Annotated in this window: 31 protein-coding genes and 1 tRNA gene (1 of these 32 cut by a window edge); 17 read left to right on the forward strand and 15 right to left on the reverse strand. The window is 65.7% G+C overall.

Translation table 11 applies throughout. The features are described 5' to 3' along the window. Positions 1–43 precede the first annotated feature (43 nt). Together uxaC and J2S32_RS14070 are read left to right on the forward strand one after the other, a co-directional pair. Entirely contained in the window at positions 44–1,444 is a 1,401-nt protein-coding gene (uxaC, locus tag J2S32_RS14065) for a glucuronate isomerase (RefSeq protein ID WP_253522354.1), read from the forward strand. Further along, positions 1,441–2,811 (forward strand): mannitol dehydrogenase family protein, encoded by a 1,371-nt coding sequence (locus J2S32_RS14070; RefSeq protein WP_253522357.1) that lies wholly within the window; start codon positions 1,441–1,443, stop codon positions 2,809–2,811. The genes uxaC and J2S32_RS14070 overlap by 4 nt, the downstream gene beginning before the upstream one ends. Positions 2,812–2,862: 51 nt before the next feature. Here the strand turns inward: J2S32_RS14070 and J2S32_RS14075 are convergent. Next, positions 2,863–2,954 (reverse strand) — tRNA-Ser (locus tag J2S32_RS14075). A 231-nt stretch (positions 2,955–3,185) separates the two neighbouring features. Here J2S32_RS14075 and J2S32_RS14080 point away from each other — a divergent pair. The 4 genes from J2S32_RS14080 (at position 3,186) to J2S32_RS14095 (ending at position 6,603) form a co-directional block, all read left to right on the forward strand. Beyond that, positions 3,186–4,013 (forward strand): DUF1134 domain-containing protein, encoded by an 828-nt coding sequence (locus J2S32_RS14080; protein ID WP_253522360.1) that lies wholly within the window; start codon positions 3,186–3,188, stop codon positions 4,011–4,013. Between the two features lie 111 nt (positions 4,014–4,124). After that, complete coding sequence (locus tag J2S32_RS14085; RefSeq protein ID WP_253522363.1) at positions 4,125–5,306, forward strand: aromatic amino acid transaminase; 1,182 nt, start codon at positions 4,125–4,127, stop codon at positions 5,304–5,306. Beyond that, the gene (locus J2S32_RS14090) at positions 5,307–5,846 is read left to right on the forward strand and encodes a GNAT family N-acetyltransferase (protein ID WP_253522365.1); all 540 of its coding nucleotides are present in this window, start codon (positions 5,307–5,309) and stop codon (positions 5,844–5,846) included. Positions 5,847–6,093: 247 nt separating this feature from the next. Further along, positions 6,094–6,603, forward strand: coding sequence for a hypothetical protein (locus J2S32_RS14095; protein ID WP_253522367.1), 510 nt, complete (start codon positions 6,094–6,096; stop codon positions 6,601–6,603). On the opposite strand, the gene J2S32_RS14100 is transcribed toward J2S32_RS14095, so the two are convergent. Genes J2S32_RS14100 through J2S32_RS14130 form a run of 7 tightly spaced genes read right to left on the reverse strand, consistent with a single transcriptional unit; the run spans position 6,588 to position 11,029 of the window. After that, positions 6,588–7,175 (reverse strand): sulfite oxidase heme-binding subunit YedZ, encoded by a 588-nt coding sequence (locus tag J2S32_RS14100; RefSeq protein WP_253522369.1) that lies wholly within the window; start codon positions 7,173–7,175, stop codon positions 6,588–6,590. The two genes, J2S32_RS14095 and J2S32_RS14100, sit on opposite strands and share 16 nt — an antisense overlap. A gap of 20 nt (positions 7,176–7,195) precedes the next feature. Beyond that, entirely contained in the window at positions 7,196–7,813 is a 618-nt protein-coding gene (locus tag J2S32_RS14105) for a riboflavin synthase (RefSeq protein ID WP_253522371.1), read from the reverse strand. Between the two features lie 12 nt (positions 7,814–7,825). Next, entirely contained in the window at positions 7,826–8,797 is a 972-nt protein-coding gene (gene ribD, locus J2S32_RS14110; RefSeq protein WP_253522373.1) for a bifunctional diaminohydroxyphosphoribosylaminopyrimidine deaminase/5-amino-6-(5-phosphoribosylamino)uracil reductase RibD, read from the reverse strand. Beyond that, on the reverse strand, positions 8,778–9,233 hold the full coding sequence (locus J2S32_RS14115) for a hypothetical protein (RefSeq protein ID WP_253522375.1): 456 nt from the start codon (positions 9,231–9,233) through the stop codon (positions 8,778–8,780). The genes ribD and J2S32_RS14115 overlap by 20 nt, the downstream gene beginning before the upstream one ends. 43 nt (positions 9,234–9,276) lie before the next feature. Beyond that, the gene (locus tag J2S32_RS14120) at positions 9,277–9,999 is read right to left on the reverse strand and encodes a M48 family metallopeptidase (protein ID WP_253522377.1); all 723 of its coding nucleotides are present in this window, start codon (positions 9,997–9,999) and stop codon (positions 9,277–9,279) included. Beyond that, positions 9,996–10,457 carry a YcgN family cysteine cluster protein gene (locus J2S32_RS14125; RefSeq protein WP_253522379.1) on the reverse strand — a complete coding sequence of 154 codons (462 nt, stop codon included), beginning with the start codon at positions 10,455–10,457 and terminating at the stop codon, positions 9,996–9,998. The genes J2S32_RS14120 and J2S32_RS14125 overlap by 4 nt, the downstream gene beginning before the upstream one ends. Then, the gene (locus tag J2S32_RS14130; protein WP_253522382.1) at positions 10,445–11,029 is read right to left on the reverse strand and encodes an SCO family protein; all 585 of its coding nucleotides are present in this window, start codon (positions 11,027–11,029) and stop codon (positions 10,445–10,447) included. The genes J2S32_RS14125 and J2S32_RS14130 overlap by 13 nt, the downstream gene beginning before the upstream one ends. Before the next feature lie 95 nt (positions 11,030–11,124). Here J2S32_RS14130 and J2S32_RS14135 point away from each other — a divergent pair, with 95 nt between their 5' ends. From J2S32_RS14135 to J2S32_RS14160, 6 genes are all read left to right on the forward strand, one after another. After that, positions 11,125–11,718 (forward strand): ankyrin repeat domain-containing protein, encoded by a 594-nt coding sequence (locus tag J2S32_RS14135; RefSeq protein WP_253522385.1) that lies wholly within the window; start codon positions 11,125–11,127, stop codon positions 11,716–11,718. Position 11,719: 1 nt separating this feature from the next. Continuing rightward, positions 11,720–12,379 (forward strand): COQ9 family protein, encoded by a 660-nt coding sequence (locus J2S32_RS14140; protein ID WP_253522387.1) that lies wholly within the window; start codon positions 11,720–11,722, stop codon positions 12,377–12,379. 54 nt (positions 12,380–12,433) lie between these two features. Further along, positions 12,434–12,673: a FeoA family protein gene (locus J2S32_RS14145; protein WP_253522389.1), complete on the forward strand. Its 240-nt coding sequence runs from the start codon at positions 12,434–12,436 to the stop codon at positions 12,671–12,673. Next, the gene (feoB, locus tag J2S32_RS14150) at positions 12,670–14,517 is read left to right on the forward strand and encodes a ferrous iron transporter B (protein ID WP_253522391.1); all 1,848 of its coding nucleotides are present in this window, start codon (positions 12,670–12,672) and stop codon (positions 14,515–14,517) included. Before J2S32_RS14145 ends, feoB begins: the two co-directional genes overlap by 4 nt. A gap of 100 nt (positions 14,518–14,617) precedes the next feature. After that, positions 14,618–15,172 carry a single-stranded DNA-binding protein gene (ssb, locus tag J2S32_RS14155; RefSeq protein WP_253522394.1) on the forward strand — a complete coding sequence of 185 codons (555 nt, stop codon included), beginning with the start codon at positions 14,618–14,620 and terminating at the stop codon, positions 15,170–15,172. 45 nt (positions 15,173–15,217) lie between these two features. Beyond that, positions 15,218–15,586 carry a hypothetical protein gene (locus J2S32_RS14160; protein WP_253522397.1) on the forward strand — a complete coding sequence of 123 codons (369 nt, stop codon included), beginning with the start codon at positions 15,218–15,220 and terminating at the stop codon, positions 15,584–15,586. 145 nt (positions 15,587–15,731) lie between these two features. Here J2S32_RS14160 and arsN2 read toward each other — a convergent pair whose 3' ends face one another. From arsN2 to J2S32_RS14175, 3 genes are read right to left on the reverse strand one after another with little or no spacing between them, the layout of a single operon-like run. Beyond that, positions 15,732–16,163 (reverse strand): arsenic resistance N-acetyltransferase ArsN2, encoded by a 432-nt coding sequence (arsN2, locus tag J2S32_RS14165; protein ID WP_253522400.1) that lies wholly within the window; start codon positions 16,161–16,163, stop codon positions 15,732–15,734. Continuing rightward, positions 16,160–16,696, reverse strand: coding sequence for a YceD family protein (locus tag J2S32_RS14170; RefSeq protein ID WP_253522402.1), 537 nt, complete (start codon positions 16,694–16,696; stop codon positions 16,160–16,162). Before J2S32_RS14170 ends, arsN2 begins: the two co-directional genes overlap by 4 nt. Beyond that, complete coding sequence (locus J2S32_RS14175; protein WP_253522404.1) at positions 16,693–17,220, reverse strand: ubiquinol-cytochrome C chaperone family protein; 528 nt, start codon at positions 17,218–17,220, stop codon at positions 16,693–16,695. The genes J2S32_RS14170 and J2S32_RS14175 overlap by 4 nt, the downstream gene beginning before the upstream one ends. A 161-nt stretch (positions 17,221–17,381) precedes the next feature. Here J2S32_RS14175 and J2S32_RS14180 point away from each other — a divergent pair, with 161 nt between their 5' ends. From J2S32_RS14180 to J2S32_RS14200, 5 genes are all read left to right on the forward strand, one after another. Continuing rightward, positions 17,382–17,834, forward strand: coding sequence for an outer membrane protein assembly factor BamE (locus J2S32_RS14180; protein WP_253522406.1), 453 nt, complete (start codon positions 17,382–17,384; stop codon positions 17,832–17,834). Between the two features lie 42 nt (positions 17,835–17,876). Next, on the forward strand, positions 17,877–18,449 hold the full coding sequence (hslV, locus tag J2S32_RS14185; protein WP_253522408.1) for an ATP-dependent protease subunit HslV: 573 nt from the start codon (positions 17,877–17,879) through the stop codon (positions 18,447–18,449). Positions 18,450–18,457: 8 nt separating this feature from the next. After that, a complete protein-coding gene (hslU, locus tag J2S32_RS14190; protein ID WP_253522410.1) occupies positions 18,458–19,759 on the forward strand; it encodes an ATP-dependent protease ATPase subunit HslU in 1,302 nt (433 codons plus the stop codon). Beyond that, positions 19,759–20,163 carry an ACT domain-containing protein gene (locus J2S32_RS14195; protein ID WP_253522413.1) on the forward strand — a complete coding sequence of 135 codons (405 nt, stop codon included), beginning with the start codon at positions 19,759–19,761 and terminating at the stop codon, positions 20,161–20,163. Before hslU ends, J2S32_RS14195 begins: the two co-directional genes overlap by 1 nt. A 129-nt stretch (positions 20,164–20,292) precedes the next feature. Continuing rightward, entirely contained in the window at positions 20,293–20,976 is a 684-nt protein-coding gene (locus tag J2S32_RS14200; protein ID WP_253522416.1) for a type 1 glutamine amidotransferase domain-containing protein, read from the forward strand. Between the two features lie 120 nt (positions 20,977–21,096). Here J2S32_RS14200 and J2S32_RS14205 read toward each other — a convergent pair whose 3' ends face one another. The 4 genes from J2S32_RS14205 to J2S32_RS14220 all read right to left on the reverse strand — a co-directional run. Beyond that, positions 21,097–22,602, reverse strand: coding sequence for a SulP family inorganic anion transporter (locus tag J2S32_RS14205; protein ID WP_253522418.1), 1,506 nt, complete (start codon positions 22,600–22,602; stop codon positions 21,097–21,099). Positions 22,603–22,750: 148 nt separating this feature from the next. Continuing rightward, positions 22,751–24,553 (reverse strand): ABCB family ABC transporter ATP-binding protein/permease, encoded by a 1,803-nt coding sequence (locus J2S32_RS14210; protein ID WP_253522420.1) that lies wholly within the window; start codon positions 24,551–24,553, stop codon positions 22,751–22,753. A gap of 47 nt (positions 24,554–24,600) precedes the next feature. Continuing rightward, a complete protein-coding gene (locus tag J2S32_RS14215) occupies positions 24,601–25,581 on the reverse strand; it encodes an aspartyl protease family protein (protein ID WP_253522422.1) in 981 nt (326 codons plus the stop codon). Between the two features lie 138 nt (positions 25,582–25,719). Beyond that, a protein-coding gene (locus tag J2S32_RS14220) for a lipopolysaccharide biosynthesis protein (protein WP_253522425.1) crosses the window boundary here: on the reverse strand, positions 25,720–26,105 show its end. Its footprint extends 1,156 nt past the window's final position; only the last 386 of its 1,542 coding nucleotides appear in the window; the start codon falls outside the window, past its right edge — the gene reads right to left on this strand; it ends in the stop codon at positions 25,720–25,722.

Below are 26,105 nucleotides of genomic sequence, written 5' to 3' on the forward strand. Positions count from 1 at the left end.
TGTTCTTGACACCGGTTACCATAGTTCGTCGCGGGAGAGAAGAATGAGCAAGCCCCTGGAGCTGCATGAGGATCGCCTGTTCCCGGCGGAACCCGGCATCCGCGCGCTTGCGCGCGAGCTCTATGCCGATGTCGCCGATCTGCCGATCATCAGCCCGCATGGGCATACCGATCCAGCGTGGTTCGCTCATGACGAGCCGTTTGGCAATGCGACCGAACTGCTGCTGCATCCCGATCATTACGTGTTCCGTATGCTGTATTCGCAGGGGATTGCGCTGGAGGATCTGGGCATCGGGGGAGGCGGGGCCGATCCGCGTGCCGCGTGGCGCATCTTCGCCGAGAACTATCACTTGTTTCGCGCCACGCCTTCGCGGATGTGGCTCGACTGGGTCTTCTCCAAGGCCTTCGGCATAGAGCTGCGGCTCGATGCGGGCACGGCCGATCACTATTTCGATACGATCACCGAGAAGCTGCAGCAGGACGATTTTCGCCCCCGCGCGCTGTTCGACCGTTACGGCATCGAAGTCCTCGCCACGACGGAAAGCCCGCTCGACCCGCTCGACCATCACCGCGCCATTCGCGGCAGCGGTTGGGGAGGCCGGGTCATTACCGCCTATCGCCCCGATCCGGTGGTCGATCCCGAGTTCGAAGGCTTTGTCGATAATCTGCGCACATTCGGCGACCTCACTGGCGAGGATACGCTGTCATGGCCGGGCTATCTCGCCGCGCACCGCCAGCGGCGCGAATACTTCGCTGCGATGGGGGCGACCTCGACCGATCACGGCCACCCTAGCGCAGCCACTGCCAATCTGCCGGATGCCGATGCGGCGGCGCTGTTCGAGCGCGTGAAGCACGGGGGTGCCTCCGCCGCCGATGCCGAACTGTTCCGCGCGCAGATGCTCACCGAAATGGCGGCGATGAGCGTGGACGATGGGCTGGTGATGCAGATCCACCCCGGCAGCTTCCGCAACCATAACCACCAGCTGTTCGCTAGGTTCGGTCGCGACATGGGGGCCGATATCCCCACGCGCACCGACTATGTGCAGGCGCTCAAACCGCTGCTCGACCGGTTCGGGAACGAGGCGGGTCTGTCGATCATCCTCTTCACGCTCGATGAAAGCGCCTATGCGCGCGAACTGGCGCCGCTGGCGGGGCATTATCCGTGCCTCAAGCTTGGCCCGGCGTGGTGGTTTCACGACAGCCCTGAAGGCATGCGCCGCTTCCGCCAGATGACGACCGAGACCGCCGGTTTCTACAACACGGTCGGCTTCAACGACGATACGCGCGCCTTCCTGTCGATCCCCGCGCGGCACGACGTCGCCCGGCGGGTCGATTGCGGCTTTCTTGCGCAGCTTGTCGCCGAACACCGGATCGAGGACTGGGAGGCCGCAGAGGTCGCCCGTGAGCTTGCCTATACGCTGGCGAAGCGGGCCTACCGCCTGTGAGGCTCGGGCCCGATACGCTGGTCCACCTGCCTGCCGATGTCGGCACATGCCCTTACGACCGAGACGCGCAGGAGATCGGCATCGTTCATTTCGGCATCGGGGCGTTCCACCGTGCGCACCAGGCCTGGTATACCGATTGCGCGATGACCGCGGGGGACCGCGATTGGGGCATTTGCGGCGTTTCGCTCCGCTCGCCCGACGTTGCCCGACAGCTCAATCCGCAAGACGGGCTCTATACGCTGACTGAACAGCAGGGCGAGGCTACGCAAACGCGCGTTATCGGGGCGGTTCGCGAAGTACTCTACGCCCCCGATCAGGCCGGGGCGGTAATTACCCGGCTCGCTGATCCGGCCTGCCATATCGCCAGCTTCACCGTCACCGAGAAAGGGTATGCGCGGGGCCATGACGGCGGGCTCGACCTCGCCGCGGCGCGCAGCAGTTTCTATCCCTTGTTGGGGCAGGGAATGGCCGAGCGCCGCGCGCGCGGACTGGGCGGGCTGACGCTGCTGTCCTGCGACAATCTGGCGGAGAACGGCCGGGTCCTGGCGCGGCTGATGGAACAGTGGCTGGCGGCGGACATGCCCGAGATGGTCGAATGGTTCACGCGCGAATGCCGTGTCCCCTCGACGATGATCGACCGCATCGTACCGCGCAGCGGCCCGCAGGATCTGGCTGAGCTCGAGCAGCGCCTCGGAATGAGCGATGCCGGAGCGGTCTTTACCGAGCGGTTCAGTCAATGGGTGATCGAGGACGACTTTGCCGGCCCGCGCCCGCAGTGGGAGAACCACGGTGTGGAGCTGGTCGATGATGTCGTCCCTTTCGAAACCGCCAAGCTGCGCATGCTCAACGGCGCGCATTCGCTGCTTGCCTATTGCGGGCTCGAGGCTGGCTATACCTATGTCCACGAGGCCGTCGCCGATCCCCGCCTCGCCGCGCTTGCCGAGCGGCTGATGCGCGATGAAGCGATCCCGACGATCACTGCCGCACCCGGTCAGGATCTTGCGGCCTATGCCGGGCAATTGATGCAGCGCTTTGCCGATCCTGCGCTGATGCACCGGCTCGACCAGATCGCGATGGATGGTACGCAAAAGATCCCCCAACGCTGGCTCGACACCGCCGCCGAGCTTGTCCGCCGGGGCCAACCCTTCGATGCGATCGCGACGGGTTTTGCCGCCTGGGTCTGGCACTTAGCCGATGGCCGCTTTGTCGACGATCCGTATGGTGAAGAACTGCATACGCTTGCTGCCGAAAAGGGTTCGCCCGCACTTGTCGCGCGGTGTTTCGGACCGTGTCCGAAGGCCGCTGCGCTGTGGCCGCGCTACGAACATCTGGCCGCAACCATGCTGCGACAGGCGCAGCCGTCATAGGAGTTTCGCTGGCTGGTATGTCCCGCCCGCTCGATCGCGAGGCCGGGAAAGTGGCGGAGACGGAGGGATTCGAACCCTCGATACCCGTTACCAGGTATGGCTCCTTAGCAGGGAGCTGGTTTCAGCCACTCACCCACGTCTCCGCATGTCGCAGGATCGGGCATGCCCGCTGCGAGGGGCGCGCTATAGCCATGGCTTTGCGGGCCTTCAAGCGGAGTTTTGCATGCCGGTGCAGACAACGGCCCGACCCCTGCAACGACTCGGTTCGCCGCATTTCCGATTCGGTTCATCGCCGTTTCATTGCCGCGCCGCTCTAAGAGGATTCTTCTCACCGCGCAGCTGTCTGCGCACGCGCCGCCGACACGGAGGGATCGATGACGAAATTTACACGCATATGGCCGCATCTTGGCATGGCGCTCGCAGCATTCGGCATGGCGGCGAGCCCGCTCGCCGCGCAGGTCGAAACGATCGACCCCGACAGCGCGATCGACGGCGATCTGGTCGAGCAGCCGGGCGACCAGCCGGTCTATGGCGAGCCAAAGACCGCGCCCAGCTATGCGCCGCCCCCGTCCACCGACGGGACGGATGAAACCGTTTGGGACTATGAAACGCAAACCGATCCGGTCCAGACCGATTCCGGGCAACCGCAATGGTCCGAGCAGGCGGCCGAAGAGGCTGCCGGCGATGCGGTGGACGGCGCGGTGGCCGACGATCCCACGACGACCTACCGCGAAGATGATCTCATCGGTGCGGCCGAAGGCGTCTTCGGCAAGGGCGCCGAAGGCGTGGCCAAGATGATCCGCGGCCTGCTGGAAAAGCAGGGCGAACCCAATGGCTATATCGTCGGCCGCGAGGCGGGCGGGGCCTTTATCGTCGGGGCGCGCTATGGCTCGGGCACGCTCTACCACAAGATCGAAGGCGAGCTGCCGGTCTACTGGACGGGTCCCTCGATCGGGCTCGACGCCGGGGCCAATGCCGGCAGCACCTTCGTGCTGGTTTACAATCTGTACGATACCGAGGAACTGTACGAGCGCTATCCGGCGGGCGAGGGGCAGGCCTATGTCATCGGCGGGCTCACTGCGAGCTATCTGCGCAAGGGCGATGTCGTGCTCATCCCGATCCGCATGGGCGCGGGGCTGCGTCTCGGCATCAATGCAGGCTATATGAAGTTCTCCAAGGAGCACCGCTGGCTGCCCTTCTGAGCAAGGGCGAACAAGCCGCCCTTCGGATCGCCCAACCATAATTCGCGCAGGCACGGGGCCGCGACGGGATTTCCTGTTGCGGCCCTTGGCATATCGGGCGATGAGGCGCGCATGCTTGACCAACTCGAAGCCCAGTCTCCCGACGCGCTGCTCGCGCTCATCAAGATGCATGCGCAGGACCCGCGCGAGGACAAGATCGACCTCGGCGTGGGCGTCTATCGCACCAATGACGGCGCGACGCCGGTCTTCCGTTCGATCAAGGCGGCGGAACAGCGGCTGGTCGATACGCAGGATTCCAAGAGCTATCTGGGGCCCGAGGGCGACACCGGCTTCGTCGATGCGCTCAAGCCCTATATCTTCGGGAAGGACGCCACGATGGGCGGACGGCTCGAAGGCATGCAGACCCCGGGTGGCACCGGCGCGGTGCGGCTGGCGGTGGCGCTGGCCAAGGCGGCGGGCGTGACGCGCATCCATCTCGGCGTGCCGAGCTGGCCCAACCATGCGCAGATCCTGCAGGACGTCGGGGTCGAGACCACCACCTTCCACCATGCCAATGCCGATGGCACCGCCGATATCGACGCGCTGCTCGAGGCGATCGGCAATGCGCGCGCGACCGATGCAGTCCTGCTGCATGGCTGCTGCCACAACCCCACCGGGGTCGATTACACGCAGGAGCAGTGGGGCCGGATCGCCGATGCCTTTGTCGAAAGCGGTGTCCTGCCGATCCTCGATGTCGCCTATCACGGGCTGGGGCAGGGGCTCGATGAAGACATCGCGGGGGTGCGCCAAGTGCTTGCCAAGGTGCCCGAGGCGCTGGTCGCCTATAGCTGCGACAAGAATTTCGGTCTCTACCGCGACCGCGTGGGCGCCTTCTACATGATCGCGCGCAGCGCTGCCGACCTGCCCGCGATCGTATCCAACGCGAACGCACTGGCGCGGGCCAATTGGTCGATGCCGCCCGATCATGGCGGCGCGGCGGTGCGCACGGTGCTGCGCGACGAGGAACTGACCAACCAGTGGCTCGACGAACTGGGCGAGATGCGCGCGCGCATGCGCCGCGTGCGCGAGCGGCTGGCTGCCGCGGATAATGAGGTGCCGAGCCTCAACCTTGCCGCGCTGGGTCACCAGAACGGCCTGTTCGCCATGCTGCCCCTGTCGCGCGAGCAGATTGCGCAACTGCGCGAGGAGCACGGCATCTACATGGCCGGTTCGGGCCGCATCAACGTGGCCGGTCTGCACGAAGGCAACACGCCCCGCTTCATCGCCGCACTGGCGGACGTCACGAGCGCGTAAATGGACCGCCAGCGGACTCTCGAAACCGAGCGGCTGGTGCTGCGTCCGCTCGCCGAGGCCGACCGCGACGCGCTGTACGAAATCGCTTCCGATCCCGCGGTCTGGGAACAGCACCCGATCCACGATCGCTGGCGGCGCGAAGTGTTCGACGCCTTCCTCGACGAAGGGTTGGCGAGCGGCGGCGCGCTGGCAGTGGTCGACAAGCGCGACAATCGCGTGCTCGGCTCCACCCGCTTCGACAAATACGATGCGGATGAGGGCGGGGTGGTCGAGATCGGGTGGACCTTCCTCGCGCCGCGCTGGTGGGGCAAGGGCATCAATCCCGAGATGAAGCGCGCCATGCTGGCCCATGCCTTCGAGCATGTCGCGCTGGTCGAGTTCCGCGTGGGCGATACCAATTACCGTTCGCGCAATGCGCTGGAAGCCATCGGCGCGGTGCGCACCGAGCGCTATGAACTGGAAAAGTACCAGGGCAAGCGCGTGGTCCATCTGGTCTACGAGATCGACCGCGACGGCTTCGCGGCGGGCCCGCTGAGCTGATGTAGGACATGTGTAGGATTGCCGCGGGCAAGTCCTGTCACATGGACCGCATGTTACACGGTCCAGGCGAAGAAAACGGCGGGCTGCGGCGGAGCCTGCGAAACGGGCAAAACGGCACGGGCGAGACGGCTGCGGCATCCTGCGGGTTCGAGCAGAATTCGCCCGAGTAGGAAAATCGGCACGCTTCGCTTTTCATTCGCCGATAGCGCGGTTATTGCGAGCGCTTCTCAAAAGGAGGAAACACCCTATGCGTAAGCTTGTACTTGCCGCCGCCCTTTCGGGCACCATGCTCACTCTCGCCGCCTGCTCGGGCGCTGCCGACGAAACGGCAGAGCCGGCCGACACCGCCGAAGTCGAAACCATCGACGATGCCGCAACCGCTGAAACCGCCGCCGTGCTGGATGCCAACACCGCCACTGCCGAACAGCTTGCCGGCGCCGAAGGCGTGAGCGAGGAACTGGCTGCCGCGATCGCGGCCGGCCAGCCCTATGCCAGCGTGACCGACCTCAACGCCAAGCTGCTCGAAACGCTGAGCGCCGAGGAAGCCGCCGCCGTTCTCACCAATGTCTTCGTGCCGGTGAACCTCAACAGCGGGACCGAGGAAGAGATTCGTCTTATCCCCGGCATGACCGACAAGATGGTCCACGAATTCGAAGAATACCGTCCCTATGCCGACATGGGCGTGTTCGATCGCGAAATCGGCAAGTATGTCGACGAAGCCGAAGTCGAACGGTTCAAGAACTACGTCACTTTCTGAGCGCGCTGTAGCGCAATCCTGACGATCTCGATCGCGGCCAGGATCCCGATGTGGATCCAGGCCGTGGTCGGGTCGAAAGCCGACCATGCCCAGTGCAGGAAGGTGAGGATCGCCGCCGGATAAACCAGCCGGTGCAGGCGCTTCCAGCCGCGCTTCATCATCCGCACCGAAACATCGTTCGAGGTCAGCGCCAGCGGCACGAACAGCGCCAGCGCCGCCCAGCCTGCCAGCATGTAGGGGGTGGTGAATTCGGCCAGCACATATTCGGGCGAACCCTTGCGCACGAGATAGATCGCAGTGTGCAGCGCGGCATAGGCGAAGCTGGCCACGCCGATATCGCGCCGCCGGCGCATCAGCCACAGGGTCCAGCCGCTGCGCCGGAAAACCAGCCGCAACGGGGTGACGGCGAGCGTCGCCATCAGCAGCCATGCGGCCCAGTCGCCGCTATCGCCGATCGCATGGCCATAGCCATATTGGTCGGGCGTGATCGACCAGCGCAGCCCGATCCACAGCGCGGGCAGCGCCAACACCAGCCATAGCATCGGGCGTGATCGCTTGAGGGTCGAAAGCACGGGGAGAATCGCCGCGCCTGTCAGCCGGCGAGGCTCTGCATTCGCTTGAGATAGCGCGCGAGCACGTCGATCTCGAGATTGACCGTATCGCCTTCGGACAGGTCGCCGAGCGTGGTCACTTCGCCGGTATGCGGGATGATGTTGAGCGCGAAGCGGACCTCGCCGCTGGGTTCATCCTCGACCGCGTTGACCGTCAGCGAAACCCCGTCGACCGTGATCGAGCCTTTTTCAGCGACGAAGGGGGCAATATCCGCGCCCGCGAGGATTTCGAGCCGGGTCGAGCCGCCGATATCCTCGGCCAGCGCCACCCGCCCGACCGCATCGACATGCCCGGTAACGAGGTGTCCGCCCAATTCGTCGCCCAGGCGCAGCGCGGGTTCGAGATTGAGCCGCCGATCGGCGCGCCACTGGTCCTGCGCGGTGCGACTGACCGTCTCGCCCGAGACGTCGACCGCGAACCACGCATCGCCTTCCTGCCCGCCTTTCTCGACCACGGTCAGGCAGACGCCCGAACATGCGATCGAGGCACCGATATCGATCCCCGCCGGGTCCCACGGGCAGGCAATGGTGACGCGCAAATCGCCCTTGTCCGCGACTGCGCTGATGGTGCCGATGGCGGTGACGATTCCGGTGAACATGTGTGCTCCTGATTACCGCAGGCGGCTGTAGGCGGCGAAGCTGTCGCTGCCAAGCTGGCGGCTTTCGGCAAGCTGCCACCGGCCATGCGCCGCGGCGAGGCTGTCGAGCCCGAGGTCGGCGACAGCGCCGCGCCCGCCGCCGATGACAATCGGGGCGCGGTAAAGCTCGAGCCGGTCGACGAGATCGGCGGCAAGAAGGCTGGCGGCGATATTCGCGCCCGCTTCGACATAGAGATAGAGCGCATCGAGCCCGGCCACCTGCGCGGGGGTGTTGATGACCTTGACCCCGTCGGGGGCGACCCCGCGGGTAAGCACGACGCGCTGCGGGCTGCGGTTCTCGAGCCCGGACAGCCGCACATCGAGGCCGGGCCGGTCGGCGCGCCAGGTTCCGCCGCCGACGAGTATCGCATCCGCCTGTGCGCGGCGCGAATGGACATGCGCGCGCGCGGCATCGCCGGTGATCCACTGGCTTTCGCCGCTGGCCATGGCGATGCAACCATCGAGCGACATGGCGATCTTCATCGTGACATGCGGCCGGTCGTGACGAGCCCGGGTGAGATAGCCCGCCAGGCTGGCTTGGGATGCGGGGGAGGGGAGGAGCGAGGCCTCGATCCCCGCCGTGCGCAAGCGCGCCAGCCCATCGCCCGCAGTGCGCGGATCGGGGTCCTCGACGCCTGCGACCACGCGCGCGACACCGGCTTCGACCAGCAAATCGCTGCACGCCGGGCCGCGCGGCGAGCGGTGCGCGCAGGGTTCGAGCGTGACATAGGCAGTGGCGCCGCGAGCGGCCTCGCCCGCCTGGTCCAGCGCGGCTGCCTCTGCATGCGGGCGGCCGCCGGCATGCGTCCAGCCGCGTCCGACCACGCGGTCGTCTTTGACGAGGATGCAGCCCACGCCGGGATTGGGATAGCTCGCCGGGCGCGAACGGCCCGCCAGCCGTGCCGCCGCGTCGAGCCAGCGCGCGTCAGTCGCCGCTGAGGTCAAGTGCCGAGCCTGCCTGGTAGCGTTCGCGCCGCCGTGCCTCGGCGATGGCTTTCTCGCGCGCGGCTTCGATCTGCGCCTGCCGCTCCATTTCGTCGACATCGAGCCCGGTTGCGCGGCCGAGCGCCTTGTAGGCCTCGACCTTGCGCGCGCGCAGTTCCTCGCGTTCGGCCTCGCGCGCTTCCTTGCGCTGCTGGTTGACGAGGTTCGACTGGCGGATTTCCTCGTCGCTGCGCCCCTCGGCGAAGGTCGAGATGAAGTTCACCTTGGGCGCATCGGGCGGGCGGAAATGCGATTCCTGCGTCAGCATCGCCACCCCGGCGAGTGGGATCGCGATCGATACCGCGAGTATCGGCCAGCGATAGGGCCGCGGTTCGCGGAGATATTCCCACAGGTCGGCGGCCCCGGCCCGGGGATCGAAGCGTGACGTAAAGCGCATGGGTGCCAAGATAGGGGGTTTCGGTGAACCGCGCCAGTATTGGCTAGCCGAAGCTTGCGTAAAGTTCGCGTCCGTGACGGCTGAGCCAGCGATTGGCCTGTTCGATATCGTCTTCGTAGAGCTGGTCGAGCAGCGCGTGGAACGCGGGCGAATGGTCGAAATGGACCAGATGCGCGACTTCATGCGCAACTACCGAGCGGCGGACATGGTCGGGCGCCTGGACGAGCCGCCAGTTGAGCCGCAATACGCCTTCGGACGAACAGCTCCCCCAGCGCCGCCGCGCACGGGTGAGCTTGACCTCGGCTTGCGCGAGATCGCCGCGGGCGCAGTAATCGGCGGCATCCGCGGCGAACAATCGCACTGCCTCGCCCTCGAGCCAGCGCTGCAGGCGTTTGCCCAGCGTGTCCTCGGGGCCGCCGACGGTCAGCGTGTCGCCCGCGACCTGCGGCTTGCGCGGGGCATCTGCGCGCCAGTCGATGGCGATCTCGGCGCCGCGATAGGGCAGCCGCCGTTCCCGCACGGGGTCGCGCTGCGTGGGCACCTTGGCCAGCTGCGCCGCCAGCCATTCGCGCCGTGCATGGGCAAAGGCGATCGCTTCGGCGCTGCGGCACCAATGCGGCAGCGTGATGCGCACCGCGCTGCCATCGGGCGCCAGCCGCAGCGTCAGCCGCCGCGCGCGGCGATTGCGGATGATCTCGATCGGCAGTTCGCGGTCATCCAGCGCGATCACCGGCTCGAGCGCTTCGCGGCGCAGCCAGTCGATCATGCCGCGTCTTCCTCGTCGTCGTCGTCCCATTCGACGACATGGTGTTCGAGCGGGCCGGCATCGGTTTCGCTCACCACGCGGCCCGCTACCGATACGCCTGCGCGGACCACATCCTCGCGGTCGCCGGTCAGCAAATAGTGCCAGCGCGGCAGCGGCTGCCCGTCGGCGCGGCGGCGATAGGCGCAGGTCGCGGGCAGCCAGCTCACGTCTTCGACGATCTTGAGCGTCAGCCGCAGGCAATCGGGGACGAAAGCCTTGCGGTGCTTGTAGTCGGTGCACTGCGCGGATCGTGGGTCGAGCAGCTTGCACGCCACATTGGTGTGCTCGATCTCGCCCGTGTCTTCATATTCTACCTTGTGCAGGCAGCAGCGTCCGCAGCCGTCGCACAGCGCTTCCCATTCCTCAGTGGTGAGATCGGCTAGCGGCCGCTCCCAGAAACGCTCCCTCAGCGCACCCATTTTTCCAGTTCCGCGGCGACCGCTTCGGAGCCTTCATCGGTGGGCAGCATGGCCAGCGGCTCGCCATCGGGTCCGAACAGATAGGTGATGTTGGTATGGCCGACGAGATAGCCGCCGCCCTCTGACGGATCTTCGATCGTATAGGTCGCGGCGAAGGCCCCGGTGACCGCGTCGAGTTGCTCTTTCGTGCCCGTCAGCCCGATCAGCCGCGGGTGGAAATTGTCGGTGAACTCGGTGAGCGTGGCGGGATTGTCGCGGCCCGGATCGACGCTGATGAACAGCGGCTGGATCTGCGCGCCGAGCGCGGGGTTCGCCTCTTCGAACGTCTTGAGGCCCGCCATCGCGCGCTGGGTGTCGACCGGGCAGACGTCGGGGCAATAGGTGTAGCCGAAATAGACGGTGCGGTACTGCCCGTCGAAATCGCTCCAGCTGACATCGCTGCCATCCTCGCCCGTCAGCGTAAACTCGCCGCCGATCGCGGCGCCGGCCAGCGGCGGTGTTGCGGGAGGGGCGCTGTTGCAGGCGGAGAGCAGCAGCAGCGCGGCGAAAATCGGGGCGTGGTTGCGTAGCATGGTGTGAGGGTTCATGGTCTGCTAACCGGCGCTCGGCAAGGGCGAGTCAGCCATTGAATTGCGGATAATAGGGACCCTACACGGTGAAGCGTTTGGTGAAAAACATCCTTCTGGCGGCGCTGGCAGGATCGCTGCTGGCGGGGCCGCTGCAGGCGCAGTCGCAGCGCGACGGATACAAGTTCCTCGAAGCGGTAAAGAAGCGCCAGGGTGACGAAGCGACGCTGCTGCTCGAAGAACCGGGCAGCGTGCTGGTCAATTCGCGTGACATTTCCAGCGGTGAAACCGCGCTGCATATCGTGACCCAGCGGCGCGATGCGGTGTGGCTGCGGTTCCTGCTGTCGAAGGGCGCCAATCCCAATCTCGCCGACAAGCACGGCACTACGCCGCTGCAGCTCGCCGCCCAGCTCGGCTTTTCCGAAGGCGTGGAAATCCTGGCCGGGCGCGGCGCGGCGGTCGATGTGCCCAACAGCACCGGCGAAACCCCGTTGATTGCCGCCGTCCACCGGCGCGATAGCGGCCTGGTCCGGCTGCTGATCGAAAAGGGCGCTGATCCCGACCGGGCGGACAATTCGGGCCGCACCGCGCGCGATTATGCGCGGTTGATGGGTGCGCGCTCGACCATGCTCGAGGAAATCGAACGCGCCGAGGCCGATCGCGGCGAGCAGGCCGAAGCCTACGGGCCGAGCTGACATGGACGTCGCCGACCTCACGCTCGACGAGCTGCGGCTCGCGCTGGCCCCGGGGATCGCCGAGGCGGCGATCTTCGATGGTTGGAGCGATGCCGCACTGGACATGGCCGCCGACCAGCTTGGCGCGGACCGCGATGTTGCCCGGCTCGCCTACAAGGATGACGGCGCGATGGGCATGATCTGCGCCTGGATCGAGACGATCGACCGGCAGATGATGCTCGACCTGCCGCCCGAAAAGCTGGCCGAGATAAAAATCCGCGAACGCATTCGCAGCCTCGTCCAGTATCGACTCGATGCGGTGGCCGGGCAGGAAGAGGCGCTGCGCCGCGCGCTGGCGATCATGGCGATGCCGCGAAACGCACCGCGCGCGCTCAAGACCGGCTGGAACAGCGCCGATGTAATGTGGCGGCTCGCGGGCGATACGGCGACCGATTACAATCACTACACCAAGCGCGCGATCCTCGCCTCGATCTATGGTGCGACGCTGGCGGTGTTCGTCGATGACGAGAGCGAGGGCAAGGCCGAGACGCGGGCCTTCCTCGAGCGCCGGATCGACGGCGTGATGACGTTCGAACGGGTCAAGGCCAAATGGCTCAATCCCGATCGCGAGAGCTTCAGCGTCTCGCGCTTCCTCGGACGGCTGCGCTACCCCGCACGCTAGCGCGCTATTGATAACCAGTTGCAACTACCGCGCACTTCTGACAGGGCGGCGCGTATGACGCTGGACGGGTTCGAACATGAAAAGGCCGCGCGGATCGTGGCCGTAGACTGGGCCGCGCTGGCCGAGGATGAAGGCAAGCGCCTCAAGGCGCTGGGCGTGGATGAAGGCGCCGAGGTCGCGATCATCCATCGCGGCATTTTCGGAACGCGCGATCCGCTTGCCATCCGTATCGGACGCATGACCATTGCGCTGCGCCGCAGCCACGCAATGGCGATCGAGGTCGAACCCGCATGAGCCGCAAACGCATCGCCGCCCTTGTCGGCAATCCCAATGCGGGCAAATCCGCGCTGTTCAACGCGCTCACCGGCGCGCGCCAGAAGATCGCCAATTATCCCGGCGTAACGGTCGAACGCAAGGCGGGGCGGCTGGCGCTGCCCAGCGGCGAACCGGTCGAACTGATCGACTTGCCCGGCTCCTACAGTTTCGATGCCGCGAGCCCCGACGAGGAAGTGACCCGCAAGGTCGTCCAGGGAGAGTTTGAAGGCGAGGCCACGCCCGAGGTCATCGTGCTTGTCCTCGATGCCGCGAATCTCGAACAGCATCTCGTCTTCGCGCAGGAAGTGCTCGAACTCGGGCGCCCGACGGTGGTCGCGCTCAACATGATCGACCTTGCCGAGCGCGACGGTCTGGTGCTTGATCCCGAGGCGCTGTCCGCAGCGCTGGGGGTGCCGGTGATCCCGACGGTCGCGGTGCGGCGCAAGGGGCTGAAGGAACTGGCTGCGGCGATCGCAGAAGCCGAAACCCATGCCGACGAGGACGCGCATCGGCAATGGCATTTGACGCTGCCCGAGCGGCGGCTGGCGGCCAAGCACATGGCGCGCGGCGCGATCCTGTCGACCTCGACCCGCCACACGGTCGAGAACGGCGTCGACCGGGTCTTGCTCAATCCCTGGATCGGGCCGGTCATCCTGTTCGGCCTGCTGTTCGTGATCTTCCAGGCGGTGTTTGCCTGGGCGACCCCCTTTGCCGATGCGCTCGAAGGCGCGGTCGGCGCGATATCGGGGGTGGTGACCGATGTCGTGCCCGCCGGGCTGATCCGCGACTTCCTTACCGAAGGCGTGCTGGCAGGCGTCGGCTCGGTGGTGGTCTTCCTGCCGCAGATCGTGATCCTGTTCTTCTTCATCCTGGTGATGGAGGCAAGCGGCTACATGGCGCGCGCGGCGTTTCTGATGGACCGGTTGATGGCGGGCGTTGGCCTGTCGGGCAAAAGCTTTATCCCGCTGCTTTCCAGCTTCGCCTGCGCGATCCCCGGCATCATGGCCGCGCGCAGCATTCCCGATGCCAGGGACCGGCTGACCACCATCTTGATCGCCCCGCTGATGACCTGTTCGGCGCGGCTGCCGGTCTATGCGGTGATCATTGCCGCAGTGATCCCCGAAACCAGCGTGGGGCCGGGCATCGGCCTGCAGGGCCTGGTCCTGTTCGTGCTTTATCTGGCGGGAATCGTCGGCGCGATGGTGGTGGCGCTGGTACTGCGCAGCACCGTGGCGCGCGGCGCGGCGAGCGGGTTTATCATGGAAATGCCGCGCTATCAGCTGCCGCGGATCAAGGATCTGGCGATCGGCCTGTGGCAGCGCGCGTGGGTCTTCCTGCGCCGCGCGGGCACGATCATCTTCGTCGTCACAATCGCGCTATGGCTGATGTTGAGCTTCCCCAAGGCCGCACCGGGCGAAAGCCAGATGGATGCCAGCGTCGCGGGCCGGGTCGCCGATGTGCTGCACCCGGTGCTCGAACCGATCGGCTTCAACCGCGAGATGAGCCTCGCGCTGATTCCGGCGATGGCCGCGCGCGAAGTGGCGGTTTCCGCGCTGGCGACGACCTATGCGGTCGATACCGAGGATGAAGACCTCGCCGCCCAAGGCGTGACCGACCGGATCGCCGCGCTGTGGAGCCTGCCGACCGCGCTCGCTTTTCTCGCCTGGTTCGTCTTCGCGCCGCAATGTATCTCGACCATCGCGGTCGCCCGGCGCGAGACCAACGGCTGGAAATGGCCCGCCTTCATGGTCGCGTACCTGTTCGCGCTGGCCTATGTCGCGGGCGGGCTGACCTTCTGGATCGCGACCGCACTGGGACTGTAGCGAACCGGGTCCGGTCCGGTGGAAACGCAGCCGCGCCTGTCTAGCCCCCGCTGGCGGGCTGGGTTAGGCCGTGGGTCAACAGTTACGAAGGAACGATTCGATGGCCGGTAGCCTCAACAAAGTCATGCTCATCGGGAATCTCGGCGCCGATCCCGAGATCCGCAGCTTCCAGAATGGTGGCAAGGTCGCCAATCTGCGCATCGCCACGAGCGAGACGTGGAAGGACCGCAACACCGGTGAACGGCAGGAACGCACCGAATGGCACACGGTTGCGATTTTTTCCGAAGGTCTGGTGGGCGTGGTCGAACGCTTCCTGCGCAAGGGTTCGAAGGTCTATATCGAAGGCCAGCTGCAGACCCGCAAATGGCAGGACCAGTCGGGTAACGACCGTTATTCCACCGAAGTCGTGCTGCGCGGCCTCAACGGCACGTTGACCATGCTCGACGGCGCCCAGGGCGGCGGCGGCGGCGGTGGCCAGCGCGGCGGCGGTGGCGGCGGCTCGTGGGACCAGGGCGGCGGCTCAGGTGGCGGCGGCCAGAGCGGCGGCTGGAACCAGGGCGGCGGCGCCCAGGGCGGCGCAGCATCGGGCGGCAGCGCGGGCGGCGCCGGCGGCGGTTCGAACTACGACGATCTCGACGACGATATTCCGTTCTGATGGAGTGGTTGTAATCCCACTTACAGCTAAGGATCGAGAACCGTCATGGACTACAAGCTGCTGATCAAAACGATCCTTACCTATCACGCAATTTTTGCATGCTTTTTCGTTGTGACGATGGCAGTTGCTTCATACTCGACGGTACTCATTGTCTGGACCCTCATCCTGACTTGCATGGCTGCGTCCCTCGCCCTGGGATTGGCAAAAAGCGCTAATCGGCTGAATTTTCTCCCTATTCTCGGTCCAATGGCGCTGGGTATACTTTTTATTGCCAACGACTTTTTTAGTGCCTCTTTTGGCACCAAAATGGACATCCTAGTCCTACCAATATTTGTTTCCACCTTGATCCTCTATGTTTCTCTCACGTACAAATCGAAGTATGGCGATGTCGTTTTCTTCAGGTGGAATAGATGAGGGCCGTTATGTACTTATCCTCTACCTCGAGGTTCTAGCGGCACACTGATGACACTCGACGGCGCGACGAGAGGTGGCGGCGGCTAGAACCAGAGGGGCGGCTCGAACTACGACGATCTCGACGACGACATCCCGTTCTGATCGCTTACAGCGACTTGACCAGATAGTCGGCGCTGGCAGGGCACAGCGCGGCGAATTCGCGTGAGGATGCGACCGCTTCGGGCGCATCCTCCCGGTCGTGATCGCGGTAACCCAGCTTCCGGAAAAAGTCCGCTGCGGTGGTGGTCAGCAAATGCAGCCGGGCGGCACCCTGACGACGCGCCTCGCTCTCCAGTAGCGTGACGGCCTCGCGCCCCGTGCCCCGACCGCGCGCCGCGCGGAGGATGACGAGGGAGCGCAGAATGCGGTCCCGGCCATCGCCCTCGATCCCGCCGAAGCCGATGCATTCCCCCGCGTGATGAAAGGCGAAAAACGCGCGCCCGTCGTCTTCGATATCATCCACCGGTAGCCCCTCCGCTGCGAGCGCCGGAACGAGCTCCTCGAGCGAGGCCATGGGGGTGATCATGAGCGCCGTCATGCCTGGTCCTTCTTCAACGCCGCCAGCGCCTCGGCCAGCGGACCGCTCGGGGCCTGGTCCTCGTCGCTGGCAATGCCCGCCTTGCGGCGTGCCTCGTCCGCGCCCGGGCCTTCGCGATAGGGATCGATCGCCAGCGCGAGCGTCTGCGCGATCGCCTCGCCGAGATCGAAGACGTCGCCCTCGTATGGAATCTCGTCGAGGTCTTCGGTGTCGAGTTCGACTTCCTCGTCGGGGGCATAGTCGGGCATCGATTCGGCAGGCACGAAGCGCAGCGCGAGCGGCTCGGTCACCGCATAGCGGATATTCTCGCGCGTCACCGCACAGGGCTGTTCGATGGTCGCGGTGAGCGTGCCATTGGCCAGCACCGCCTCGCCGTCGGTGTCGAAGGTGACGCTCGCGGTGAGGTCGGGGACCGAGGTGACGGCAAACCGCTGCGCCAGCGCGGCGCGTTCGGCGTCGGTGGCCTCCACCACCAGCGGCGCACCGGGCAGCGCGCGCGGCTTTACCAGGCGACTGAGTTCCCCGGCGCTCATGCCGCGATCTCACCTGTGCGCAATTCGTCCACGCCGGTGCGTTCGAGCCGCGCATGCAGCGCCGCCATGCGCTGGACCAAGGCCTCGGCCTCGTCGGGCTGCGCCATGGTGACGTTGCGGCGCACCGCCTCGACCAGCACCTTGGGGTCGCTGCGCAGCCCGTCGCGATAGGCGCCGATGCGCCCGTTCATGCTTTCCATCAGCGCGTTGATCTTCTTGCCCACGGTGGGATCGCCGATCCCCGCTTCGCGCATCTGGCCTTCCATGTCTTCGACGAACAATTCGGTCAGCCGGGCGGTGGCGGGGCCCATGTCGCCCGCATCCTCCAGCCGCAGCATCACCAGCGTGAGCACCAGCGTGATCATGTCGTAGCGCCCCTCGACGCTGTCGGCGACGCCGCACATGCGGTACCAGTCGGGATCGCGCGCTTCGGCGACCACGCGGTGCCACAGTGGGCGCCATTCTTCGCGCGGGTCCGGGCCAGAGGAAAAGACGGTGCCGAAAAGGCGGGCAAGGATAGACACAGACTACTCCGTTCAGCGGCAATTCAAACCGCGATCCCCAAGCGCACCCCATTGCCGAGTTGCAAGGGCCGACGCTTTCGGATTAAGGCGTTGCCCGAGCATATAGGCAGGTGGTCGCCCGCGGCCAAGCGCCTGCCGACAGACGGAGATTTGCTGTTCCCATGAACAGGTCGAAAATTCTGGGCCTTGCCGTAATTGGCGCGGCTGCCATTGCCACGAGCGGTTGCGCTGCGATCCGCGAGCCGCGCGGCTATATCGTCGATGCGACCCTGCTGCAGTCGGTCCAGCCCGGCATCGATAACGAGCGCAGCGTCACCGGCACGCTCGGCCGCCCGACCTTCGAAAGCCAGTATGGCGAGAAGACCTGGTATTATGTGTCGAGCACGACGGGGCGCAAGCCGTTCGTCCGCCCGCGCATCCGCGAACATTCGGTACTGGCGGTGAAGTTCGATGCCGCCGGCAATGTCGTTTCCGCCGAACAGACCGGCATGGACAAGGTCGTCTTTCTCAGTCCCGATGGCAACGAGACCCCCACGCTGGGCCGCGAGCGGAGCTTCCTCGAAGACCTGTTCGGCAATATCGGTGCGGTCGGCCAGGCGGGTGTCGGCGGCTAGGCTGCGCTTGACCCCGGCCGCGCACCCCCCATATCGCGCGGCATGGATGCAAACGACAATCGCCACGGGCTGACCCAGTGGCATTCCACCACCATCATCGGCGTCAAGCGCGGCGATGTCACCGTGATTGCCGGGGACGGACAGGTCTCCATGGGCAATACGGTGATGAAGCCCAATGCCAAGAAGGTCCGCCGGATCGGCGAAGGCGAGAAAGTGGTCGCCGGTTTTGCCGGTGCGACCGCCGATGCCTTCACGCTGTTCGAACGGCTCGAAAAGAAGCTCGAGCAATATAACGGCCAGCTCCTGCGCGCCGCGGTCGAGCTGACCAAGGACTGGCGCATGGACAAGTACCTGCGCAATCTCGAAGCGCTGATGATCGTGGCCGACAAGGACAACCTGCTGGTGCTTACCGGCAATGGCGACGTGCTCGAACCCGTTTCCGACTCCGGGGCGATGATCGCCGCGATCGGCTCGGGCGGCAATTACGCGCTCAGCGCGGCCAAGGCGCTCGTCGATTACGAAGACGATCCAGAAACCATCGCGCGCAAGGCCATGGCGGTTGCCGCCGATGTCTGCGTGTTCACCAACGGCAATGTGACCGTCGAAACGGTCTGAAGAGTTTCATGACACAAGCACTGACCCCCAAGGCGATCGTCGCCGCGCTGGACGAACACATCATCGGCCAGAAGGATGCCAAGCGCGCCGTCGCGGTGGCGCTGCGCAATCGCTGGCGCCGCCAGCGGCTCGACGCCGAGCTGCGCGACGAGGTGACGCCCAAGAACATCCTGATGATCGGCCCCACCGGCTGCGGCAAGACCGAGATCAGCCGGCGGCTGGCGAAGCTCGCCGAAGCGCCCTTCATCAAGATCGAGGCGACTAAGTTTACCGAGGTCGGCTATGTCGGCCGCGACGTCGACCAGATCGCGCGCGACCTTGCCGAAGAAGCGATCCGGCTGGAAAAGGACCGCCGCCGCGAGGCAGTGCGCGAAACCGCGAGCAAGGCGGCGATGGACCGCTTGCTCACCGCGCTGGTCGGCGACAATGCCAGCGAAGCGACGCGCGAGGCCTTCCGCCAGCGGATCGTCGACAATTCGATGAACGATACCGAGGTCGAGATCGAGGTGCGCGAAGCGCCCAGCTCGCCGATGGATGTGCCCGGAATGCCCGGCGGGGTCGGCATGATCGACCTCTCGGACATGCTCGGCAAGGCGATGGGCAAGAGCCCGCTCAAGCGCCGCAAGCTGAAGGTGCCCGATGCCTGGGACCGGCTGGTCGAGGAAGAAAGCGACAAGCGCATGGACCAGGACGACGTCAATCGCGTCGCGCTGGAAAATGCCGAAACCAATGGCATCGTGTTCCTCGACGAGATCGACAAGATTGCGGTCAGCGATGTGCGCGGCGGCTCGGTCAGCCGCGAAGGCGTGCAGCGCGACCTGCTGCCGCTGATCGAGGGCACCACGGTGGCGACCAAATACGGTCCGATGAAGACCGATCACGTGCTCTTCATCGCCAGCGGCGCGTTCCACCTGTCCAAGCCTTCGGACATGCTGCCCGAACTGCAGGGCCGCCTGCCGATCCGCGTCGAATTGCGTGCGCTGACCGAGGAGGACTTCGTCCGCATCCTCAAGGAAACGCGCGCCAATCTGGTCGAACAGTACTGCGCGCTGATCGGGACCGAAGACGTCACGCTCGATTTCACCGAGGATGCGATCACCGAAGTCGCCAAGCTGGCCGCGCAGGTCAATGAAGCGGTCGAGAACATCGGTGCCCGCCGCCTGCAGACGGTGATGGAGCGCCTGCTCGAGGACATCAGTTTCGAGGCCGAGGAGCACAAGGGCGAGACGATCACGATCGACGCGGCCTATGTGCGCGAACGGCTCGAAACGCTGGCGGGCGATACCGACCTCAGCAAGTATATCCTGTAATGGGCGGGCCGGTGCGCGATGGCCGGGCGATGATCGCCGCCATGGCGCCCCGGCTCGACTCGCGCCGCTGGCGTTTCGTCCTCGTACAACCGGACACGGCGCCGCAATTGCTCGGCGCGGCGATCGGTACCTTTCGCGAGGACGAGGGCGTGACCGCTATTGTCCCTGCCGATGTGGCGGATGAACTGGGGATCGAGGGTCCGGACTTCGCGCGCATTACGCTGATGGTGCATTCCGACCTCGAAGGTGTCGGGCTCACTGCCGCAGTCGCCACCGCACTCGCCGATGCCGGGATCGCCTGCAACATGATCGCGGCATTCCACCACGATCATGCCTTCGTGCCTGCTCTCCGCGCGCAAGAGGCGCTCGAAGTTCTGCGTACAGGGGCGGCGTCTGCGGCCTGACGGTCAGGGGCATAGTGCCCGGCCGCGATCGGCCACCCGAATGCGAAACCGAAGCGGGCGAAGTGTGTTCCTTTGATGAAGCGCCGGACGTTTCGGCCGCGCCAAAATCCCCCGAAAAGGACAAAACTTATGAAAATTCTTATGGTTCTGACGAGCCACGACGAGCTCGGCGACACAGGCGACAAGACGGGCTTCTGGCTCGAAGAGTTCGCTGCCCCCTATTACGTCCTCAAGGATGCGGGGCATGACATCACGTTGGCCAGCCCCGCAGGCGGGAAGCCGCCGCTCGATCCGAAATCCGACGAGCCCGATGCGCAGACCGCGGCGACCGAACGATACAAGAAGGACAGCGAGGCCCAGGCGGAGCTGGCCTCGACCGAGAAACTCGCGGATGTCGATGTCGCATCGTTCGACGGCGTCTTCTACCCGGGCGGGCACGGGCCGCTCTGGGACCTGGCCGAGAGCGCGGTTTCAAAAGCCGTGATCGAAGACACGCTGGCCGCCGGCAAGCCGGTGGCGCTGGTCTGCCATGCGCCTGCCGTGCTGAAGAACGTCACCGCGCCGAATGGCGATCCGATCGTTAAGGGACGCAAGGTCACCGGCTTTACCAACCAAGAAGAAGACGCGGTCGGCCTGACCGATATCGTGCCCTTCCTGCTCGAAGACGTGTTGATCGAGCAGGGCGGGACCTTCTCCAAGCAGGGCGTCTTCGAACCCTATGTCGTTCAGGATGGCCTGCTCATCACCGGCCAGAACCCGCCGTCGAGCGAGCCTGCGGCCGAGAAGCTGCTGGAAGCGCTGAAAGCGGACTAGGCTTCGGCGAATGCACTAAAAAGGGCGGGCGCGGATATACCGGGCCCGCCCTTTTTCATGCCCGCAGCTGCGTATCAGGGGCGGCTCGCGAAGGGGCGGCCATTGCCCCCGACATGCGGCTTACGGATGCGGGGCCAGCCCGATTTCGACGCCGGTCTTGTCGGTCAGCGCGAACTTGTCGACCAAATCGCTGCTCGCGCGGTTGAGCCCGACGACCTGCACGCTGCGGCCATTGCGGCGCATGCGTTCGACCACCTTGTCGAGCGCGCCGATCGCGCTGATGTCCCAGAAATGCGCCTTCGACACGTCGATGATCACATGGTCGGCAGGGTCGGGCATGATGCTTTCGGGGCCAAGCGCGGCTTCGAAGCGTTCGACGCTGGCGTAGAAGATCTGCCCCTTGGCGCGGTAGATCGCGGTTTCCCCGTCGCGTTCGCGAACGACCTCGAACATCGTCATCACCTTGTGGGTGAAGAACACGCCCGAGAGCACCACGCCCGCCAGCACGCCCAGCGCGAGGTTATGCGTCGCCACGACCACGGCAACCGTGGTCAGCATCACCACCGAGCTCTGCCAGGGGTGCTTGCCGATATTGGGGATCGAGTTCCAGCTGAAGGTTCCGATCGAGACCATGATCATGATCGCCACCAGCGCGGGCATCGGCACCTGGCCGACAAGGTCGCCAAGCAGCGCAAGCAGGATCAGCAGCGACAGGCCCGCGGTAAAGGTCGACAGCCGGCCGCGGCCGCCGCTGGTCACGTTGATGACCGACTGGCCGATCATCGCACAGCCGCCCATGCCGCCGAAGAAGGCCGCGACAATATTGGCGATGCCCTGACCGCCGCTCTCGCGGCGCTTGTTGCTGCCGGTATGCGTCATATCGTCGACAATCTGCGCGGTGAGCAGCGATTCGAGCAGGCCGACCGCGGCCATGGTCGCCGCATAGGGGGCAATGATGGTCAGCGTTTCCCAGGTCAGCGGCACATTGGGCAGCGCGAAATAGGGCAGGCCTTCGGGCAGCTCGCCCATGTCGGTGACCGTGTTGACCGGCGCATCGAGGAAAATCGTCAGCGCGGTCAGCACGATGATCGCGATCAGCGGGCTGGGGATGGCGGTGGTGAACTTGGGGATGATGTAGATCATCGCCAGCGCGGCAGCGACCATCGCATAGGTCACCCAGCCAATCCCGGCAGCGGTCGGGTCGAGCTGCGGCAGCTGCGCCATGAAGATCAGGATCGCCAGCGCATTGACGAAGCCAGTGATGACCGAGCGGCTGACGAATTGCATCAGCAGGTCGAGCCGCAGCAGCGCGGCAATGCCCTGGAAGACGCCCATCAATATGGTCGCGGCGAAGAGATATTCGACCCCGTGGTCGCGCACCAGCGGCACAACCACCACGGCCACCGCCGCAGTCGCTGCCGAAATCATGCCCGGGCGCCCGCCGGTAAAGGCGATGACCATCGCGATCGCCACCGAGGCATAGAGGCCGACCCGCGGATCGACCCCGGCGATGATCGAGAAGCCGATCGCCTCGGGGATCAGCGCCAGCGCGACGACGAGGCCGGCAAGCACGTCTGCGCGGATGTTGGAAAACCAGTCGCGGTGGATCGCGGCACGGTCGAGCATGGGAAATGTCCTGTCAGGTTCGGGAAGCGCACGCGCAATCGGCGCGCGAAAATCGCTTCGCCCTATGAACGATGTTGCAGTGCATCACAAGACTGCGGCCAGACGCACCGGGTTCGCGCGAATCCTACGCGGCCTACAGCGAGCGGGCTCAGGCGTCGCTTTCGGCCTGCTGGCGCGCCCACATATCGGCATAGAGGCCGCGCGCGCGGAGCAGGTCGCCATGCGTCCCGCTTTCCGCCAGCCCCCCCTGGTCGAGCACCAGGATGCGGTCGGCATCGGCAATGGTCGAGAGCCGGTGCGCGATGGCCAGCGTGGTGCGATGTTCCGAGACCCGGCGCAGCGTGGCGAGGATCGCCTGTTCGGTGCGGCTGTCCAGCGCGCTGGTGGCTTCGTCGAGCAGCAGGATCGGGGGGTCCTTGACCAGCGTCCGCGCAATCGCGACGCGCTGCTTCTCGCCCCCCGACAGCTTGAGCCCGCGTTCGCCGACCTCGGTATCGAGGCCGTCGGGCAGGCGTTCGATGAAGGGCAGGATCGCTGCCGCGCTGGCCGCCGCGGCCACCTGATCGGTGCTCGCCCCGGCGCGGCCATAGGCGATGTTGTAGCCGATGGTGTCGTTGAACAGCACGGTGTCCTGCGGGACGATGCCGATCTTGTTGCGCAGCGAGGCCTGCGTCACCTGCGCGATGTCCTGTCCGTCGATCAGGATCCGGCCCGCCTGCGGATCGTAGAAGCGGAACAGCAGCCGTCCGATCGTGCTCTTGCCCGCGCCCGAGGGACCGACGATCGCGACATGGTTGCCCGCGGGCACCTCGAAGCTCAGACCGTGGAGGATGGTGCGGTCTTCCTCATAGCCGAATACGACATCCTCGAACGCCAGCGTCGGTCGCCGCACGATTAGCGCCGGGGCACCGGGGGCATCCTGCACTTCTGCATTGGTATCGATCAGGCGGAACATCTCGGCCATGTCGATCAGCCCCTGCCGGACCGTGCGATAGACCATGCCAAGCATGTCGAGCGGGCGGAAAAGCTGGATCAGATAGGTGTTGACCAGCACCAGGTCGCCGGTGGTCAGCACGCCCTGGCTCCACTGCCACACGGTAAAGCCCATCGCGCCGCCCATCAGCAGGTTCATGATCACCGCCTGGCTGATGTTGAGCAGGCCGAGCGAGTTTTCGCTCTTCACCGCGGCTTCGGCATAGGCATGCGCGGATTCGGCGTAACGTTCGCGCTCGCGCACCTCGGCGCCAAAATATTTGACCGTCTCGTAATTGAGCAGGCTGTCGACCGAGCGCGCCAGCGCGGTCCCGTCGAGCTCGTTCATCTGACGCCGCAGATCGTTGCGCCATTCGGTGATCTTGCGCGTCACCGTTATATAGGCGCCCACGGTCAGCGCGGTGGCGGCGACCAGTTCCCAGCCGAAGTTGAGGTAGAAGATCACGCCCACCGCAATCAGTTCGAGCGCGGTCGGGGCGATGTTGAACAGCAGGAAATAGAGCATCACGTCGATGCTCTTGGTCCCGCGGTCGATCGTCTTGGTCACTTCGCCGGTGCGGCGCGAGAGGTGGAAGCGCAGCGACAGCTGGTGCAGCCGGGCAAAGGTATCCTCGGCCAGTTGGCGCGTGGCATCCTGCCCGACGCGTTCGAAGGTGATGTTGCGCAGATTGTCGAACACCACCGCCGCGAGCCGTCCCGCAGCATAGGCGATGACGAAGGCCAGCGCGACCATCGCTGCCTCGTTTGCGGGCGTGGTCATCGCGTCGACCGCCCCCTTATAGGCGAAGGGCAGCGCCAGCATGGTCCCCTTGGCCAGCAGCACGAACAGCATCGCGCCGACGATCCGCCGTTTCAGATGCGGCTTATCCGCAGGCCAGAGATAGGGGAGGAAGCGCCGGACCGTGGCCCAGCCTTCGGGATCGTGACGCTGGGCGGAGGCTGTAAGGTCGGGCGGCATAGGGCGGCTATGTGGGACGATTGCGCCGCCGGGGCAAGGTGGCGGGCCTACGGGCTCCCCGGTCCACCGGGTATGGGACCGCCAGACATAAACATCGCGCGCGCGCGCGAGGGATCATGGCGGCCGGGAATGTCGAACAGGATCTGGCGGCGCGCGAAATCGATCGCCACCCGGTCGAACACGCGCATACTGCCGATTCCCAGGATCAGCGCGGGCCGTTTGCCCAGACCAAGCGCGGCGAAGGTCGGGCTGTCGGCAAAACCGATCGGGACATTGCCCATGGTCATCCCGCCGATCTCGAGCTTGCGCGCATAGGAAAGGTCGCTGACTATCTGCGTCCCATGGACATCCATGCTGGTGATCTCGCCCATGTCGCGCGCGCGCAATTTGCGCAGCAAGGCGCTGTTGCCCAAGGTTGTCTGGGCTCCGGTATCGACCACCACCGCGACGCGGATATTGTCGACCAGCGCATCGGTGATCACCATCTGCCCCAGCTTGCGCCGCGCGCGGACGATGATCTCATATCCCGCATTGCCGCCCAGCGTCGCCGCATCGGCCACCTGCATGCGCTCTTCGCGGAAGTCGATCAGCACGCGCAGGTCCTGCAAGCTGTCGAGCCCGAGGATCCCGTCGGCGCCGATATTGCTGGAATGAAGCAGCGGCGAGAGCAGGCCGGTGACCGAACGGTCGGCAAAGCGCAGTTCGTCGACCTCGATCAGATCGACCATCTCGGCGCTGCCCATCGCGACGAGCATTGCCCGGCCGCGGCGCGGCAGCGCAAGATCATCGACGATCTTGTGCGTCACCACGGTGGCCTGCGCGCCGGTATCGATCAGGAAGCGATAGGGGCCCTGGCCCGCGATGGTGACCGGCACGGTCAGCCGTTCGTAGCGATCGCGGTCGATGACATGGTCGTCGGCAGGTGGCTCCGCGCCAGCCTCGGCAGGGGCGGGCGACTGCGCGGCCAGCGGCGCGGCTATCGCCAGCGCGGCGGCGGCGGCCAGTCGGGATAACCCGTATCGAGCCATGGCTTTCACTCTTCCTCTCGCGCGCAGGATACCACGGCGGGGCGAGCCGGCAAAATCGGGGAGGGGAAGGGCGGAGGGGCGTGGTGCAGAGCCTGGGCGAGACTTACCGTGCATGCCTGCCTCGGACGGGGCCGCGGCTTAATCCGCTAAGGTACTGGTTCGATCGGCGGACGCTCGCGCGGATGCGTGCGGCGGCAGCGGATCTGCCGGGGTGCGCCTGATCATCGCAATGCTCTGGCGCACCACATCGGGCCAGACGAAATAGAGGATACCCGCATAGGCCGCGGCGCCCGCGCTCCCGAGAATGCCCAGCGTGGCGACAGGGCCTATATCTGCGGGCAGCGCCTGGCGCAGACCCAGCACCATCACGGCCATGATCAGGCAGGCGAGGGCCGGCGGCGCGAGTGCCTGCGCGAGGCGCTTCACCGACAGATCGATCTGCGGCAACGTCAGCGCCAGCGTGAAGATCAGGAGCAAGGGGGCGGCGACCCACCAGGCATGCACCAGCCCCTGCGCGCCATATT

This window comes from Qipengyuania citrea (assembly GCF_024171405.1).
GTDB classification, from domain to species: Bacteria; Pseudomonadota; Alphaproteobacteria; order Sphingomonadales; family Sphingomonadaceae; genus Qipengyuania; species Qipengyuania profunda.

Bases quoted from the DNA above. Each gene is read 5' to 3' on its own strand.
- uxaC (WP_253522354.1), top strand. From the start codon at position 44: ATGAGCAAGCCCCTGGAGCTGCATGAGGATCGCCTGTTCCCGGCGGAA.
- J2S32_RS14080 (WP_253522360.1), top strand. From the start codon at position 3,186: ATGACGAAATTTACACGCATATGGCCGCATCTTGGCATGGCGCTCGCA.
- J2S32_RS14085 (WP_253522363.1), top strand. From the start codon at position 4,125: ATGCTTGACCAACTCGAAGCCCAGTCTCCCGACGCGCTGCTCGCGCTC.
- J2S32_RS14090 (WP_253522365.1), top strand. From the start codon at position 5,307: ATGGACCGCCAGCGGACTCTCGAAACCGAGCGGCTGGTGCTGCGTCCG.
- J2S32_RS14095 (WP_253522367.1), top strand. From the start codon at position 6,094: ATGCGTAAGCTTGTACTTGCCGCCGCCCTTTCGGGCACCATGCTCACT.
- J2S32_RS14105 (WP_253522371.1), bottom strand. From the start codon at position 7,813: ATGTTCACCGGAATCGTCACCGCCATCGGCACCATCAGCGCAGTCGCG.
- J2S32_RS14115 (WP_253522375.1), bottom strand. From the start codon at position 9,233: ATGCGCTTTACGTCACGCTTCGATCCCCGGGCCGGGGCCGCCGACCTG.
- J2S32_RS14120 (WP_253522377.1), bottom strand. From the start codon at position 9,999: ATGATCGACTGGCTGCGCCGCGAAGCGCTCGAGCCGGTGATCGCGCTG.
- J2S32_RS14125 (WP_253522379.1), bottom strand. From the start codon at position 10,457: ATGGGTGCGCTGAGGGAGCGTTTCTGGGAGCGGCCGCTAGCCGATCTC.
- J2S32_RS14130 (WP_253522382.1), bottom strand. From the start codon at position 11,029: ATGCTACGCAACCACGCCCCGATTTTCGCCGCGCTGCTGCTGCTCTCC.
- J2S32_RS14140 (WP_253522387.1), top strand. From the start codon at position 11,720: ATGGACGTCGCCGACCTCACGCTCGACGAGCTGCGGCTCGCGCTGGCC.
- J2S32_RS14145 (WP_253522389.1), top strand. From the start codon at position 12,434: ATGACGCTGGACGGGTTCGAACATGAAAAGGCCGCGCGGATCGTGGCC.
- feoB (WP_253522391.1), top strand. From the start codon at position 12,670: ATGAGCCGCAAACGCATCGCCGCCCTTGTCGGCAATCCCAATGCGGGC.
- ssb (WP_253522394.1), top strand. From the start codon at position 14,618: ATGGCCGGTAGCCTCAACAAAGTCATGCTCATCGGGAATCTCGGCGCC.
- J2S32_RS14160 (WP_253522397.1), top strand. From the start codon at position 15,218: ATGGACTACAAGCTGCTGATCAAAACGATCCTTACCTATCACGCAATT.
- arsN2 (WP_253522400.1), bottom strand. From the start codon at position 16,163: ATGACGGCGCTCATGATCACCCCCATGGCCTCGCTCGAGGAGCTCGTT.
- J2S32_RS14170 (WP_253522402.1), bottom strand. From the start codon at position 16,696: ATGAGCGCCGGGGAACTCAGTCGCCTGGTAAAGCCGCGCGCGCTGCCC.
- J2S32_RS14180 (WP_253522406.1), top strand. From the start codon at position 17,382: ATGAACAGGTCGAAAATTCTGGGCCTTGCCGTAATTGGCGCGGCTGCC.
- hslV (WP_253522408.1), top strand. From the start codon at position 17,877: ATGGATGCAAACGACAATCGCCACGGGCTGACCCAGTGGCATTCCACC.
- hslU (WP_253522410.1), top strand. From the start codon at position 18,458: ATGACACAAGCACTGACCCCCAAGGCGATCGTCGCCGCGCTGGACGAA.
- J2S32_RS14195 (WP_253522413.1), top strand. From the start codon at position 19,759: ATGGGCGGGCCGGTGCGCGATGGCCGGGCGATGATCGCCGCCATGGCG.
- J2S32_RS14200 (WP_253522416.1), top strand. From the start codon at position 20,293: ATGAAAATTCTTATGGTTCTGACGAGCCACGACGAGCTCGGCGACACA.
- J2S32_RS14205 (WP_253522418.1), bottom strand. From the start codon at position 22,602: ATGCTCGACCGTGCCGCGATCCACCGCGACTGGTTTTCCAACATCCGC.
- J2S32_RS14210 (WP_253522420.1), bottom strand. From the start codon at position 24,553: ATGCCGCCCGACCTTACAGCCTCCGCCCAGCGTCACGATCCCGAAGGC.
- J2S32_RS14215 (WP_253522422.1), bottom strand. From the start codon at position 25,581: ATGGCTCGATACGGGTTATCCCGACTGGCCGCCGCCGCCGCGCTGGCG.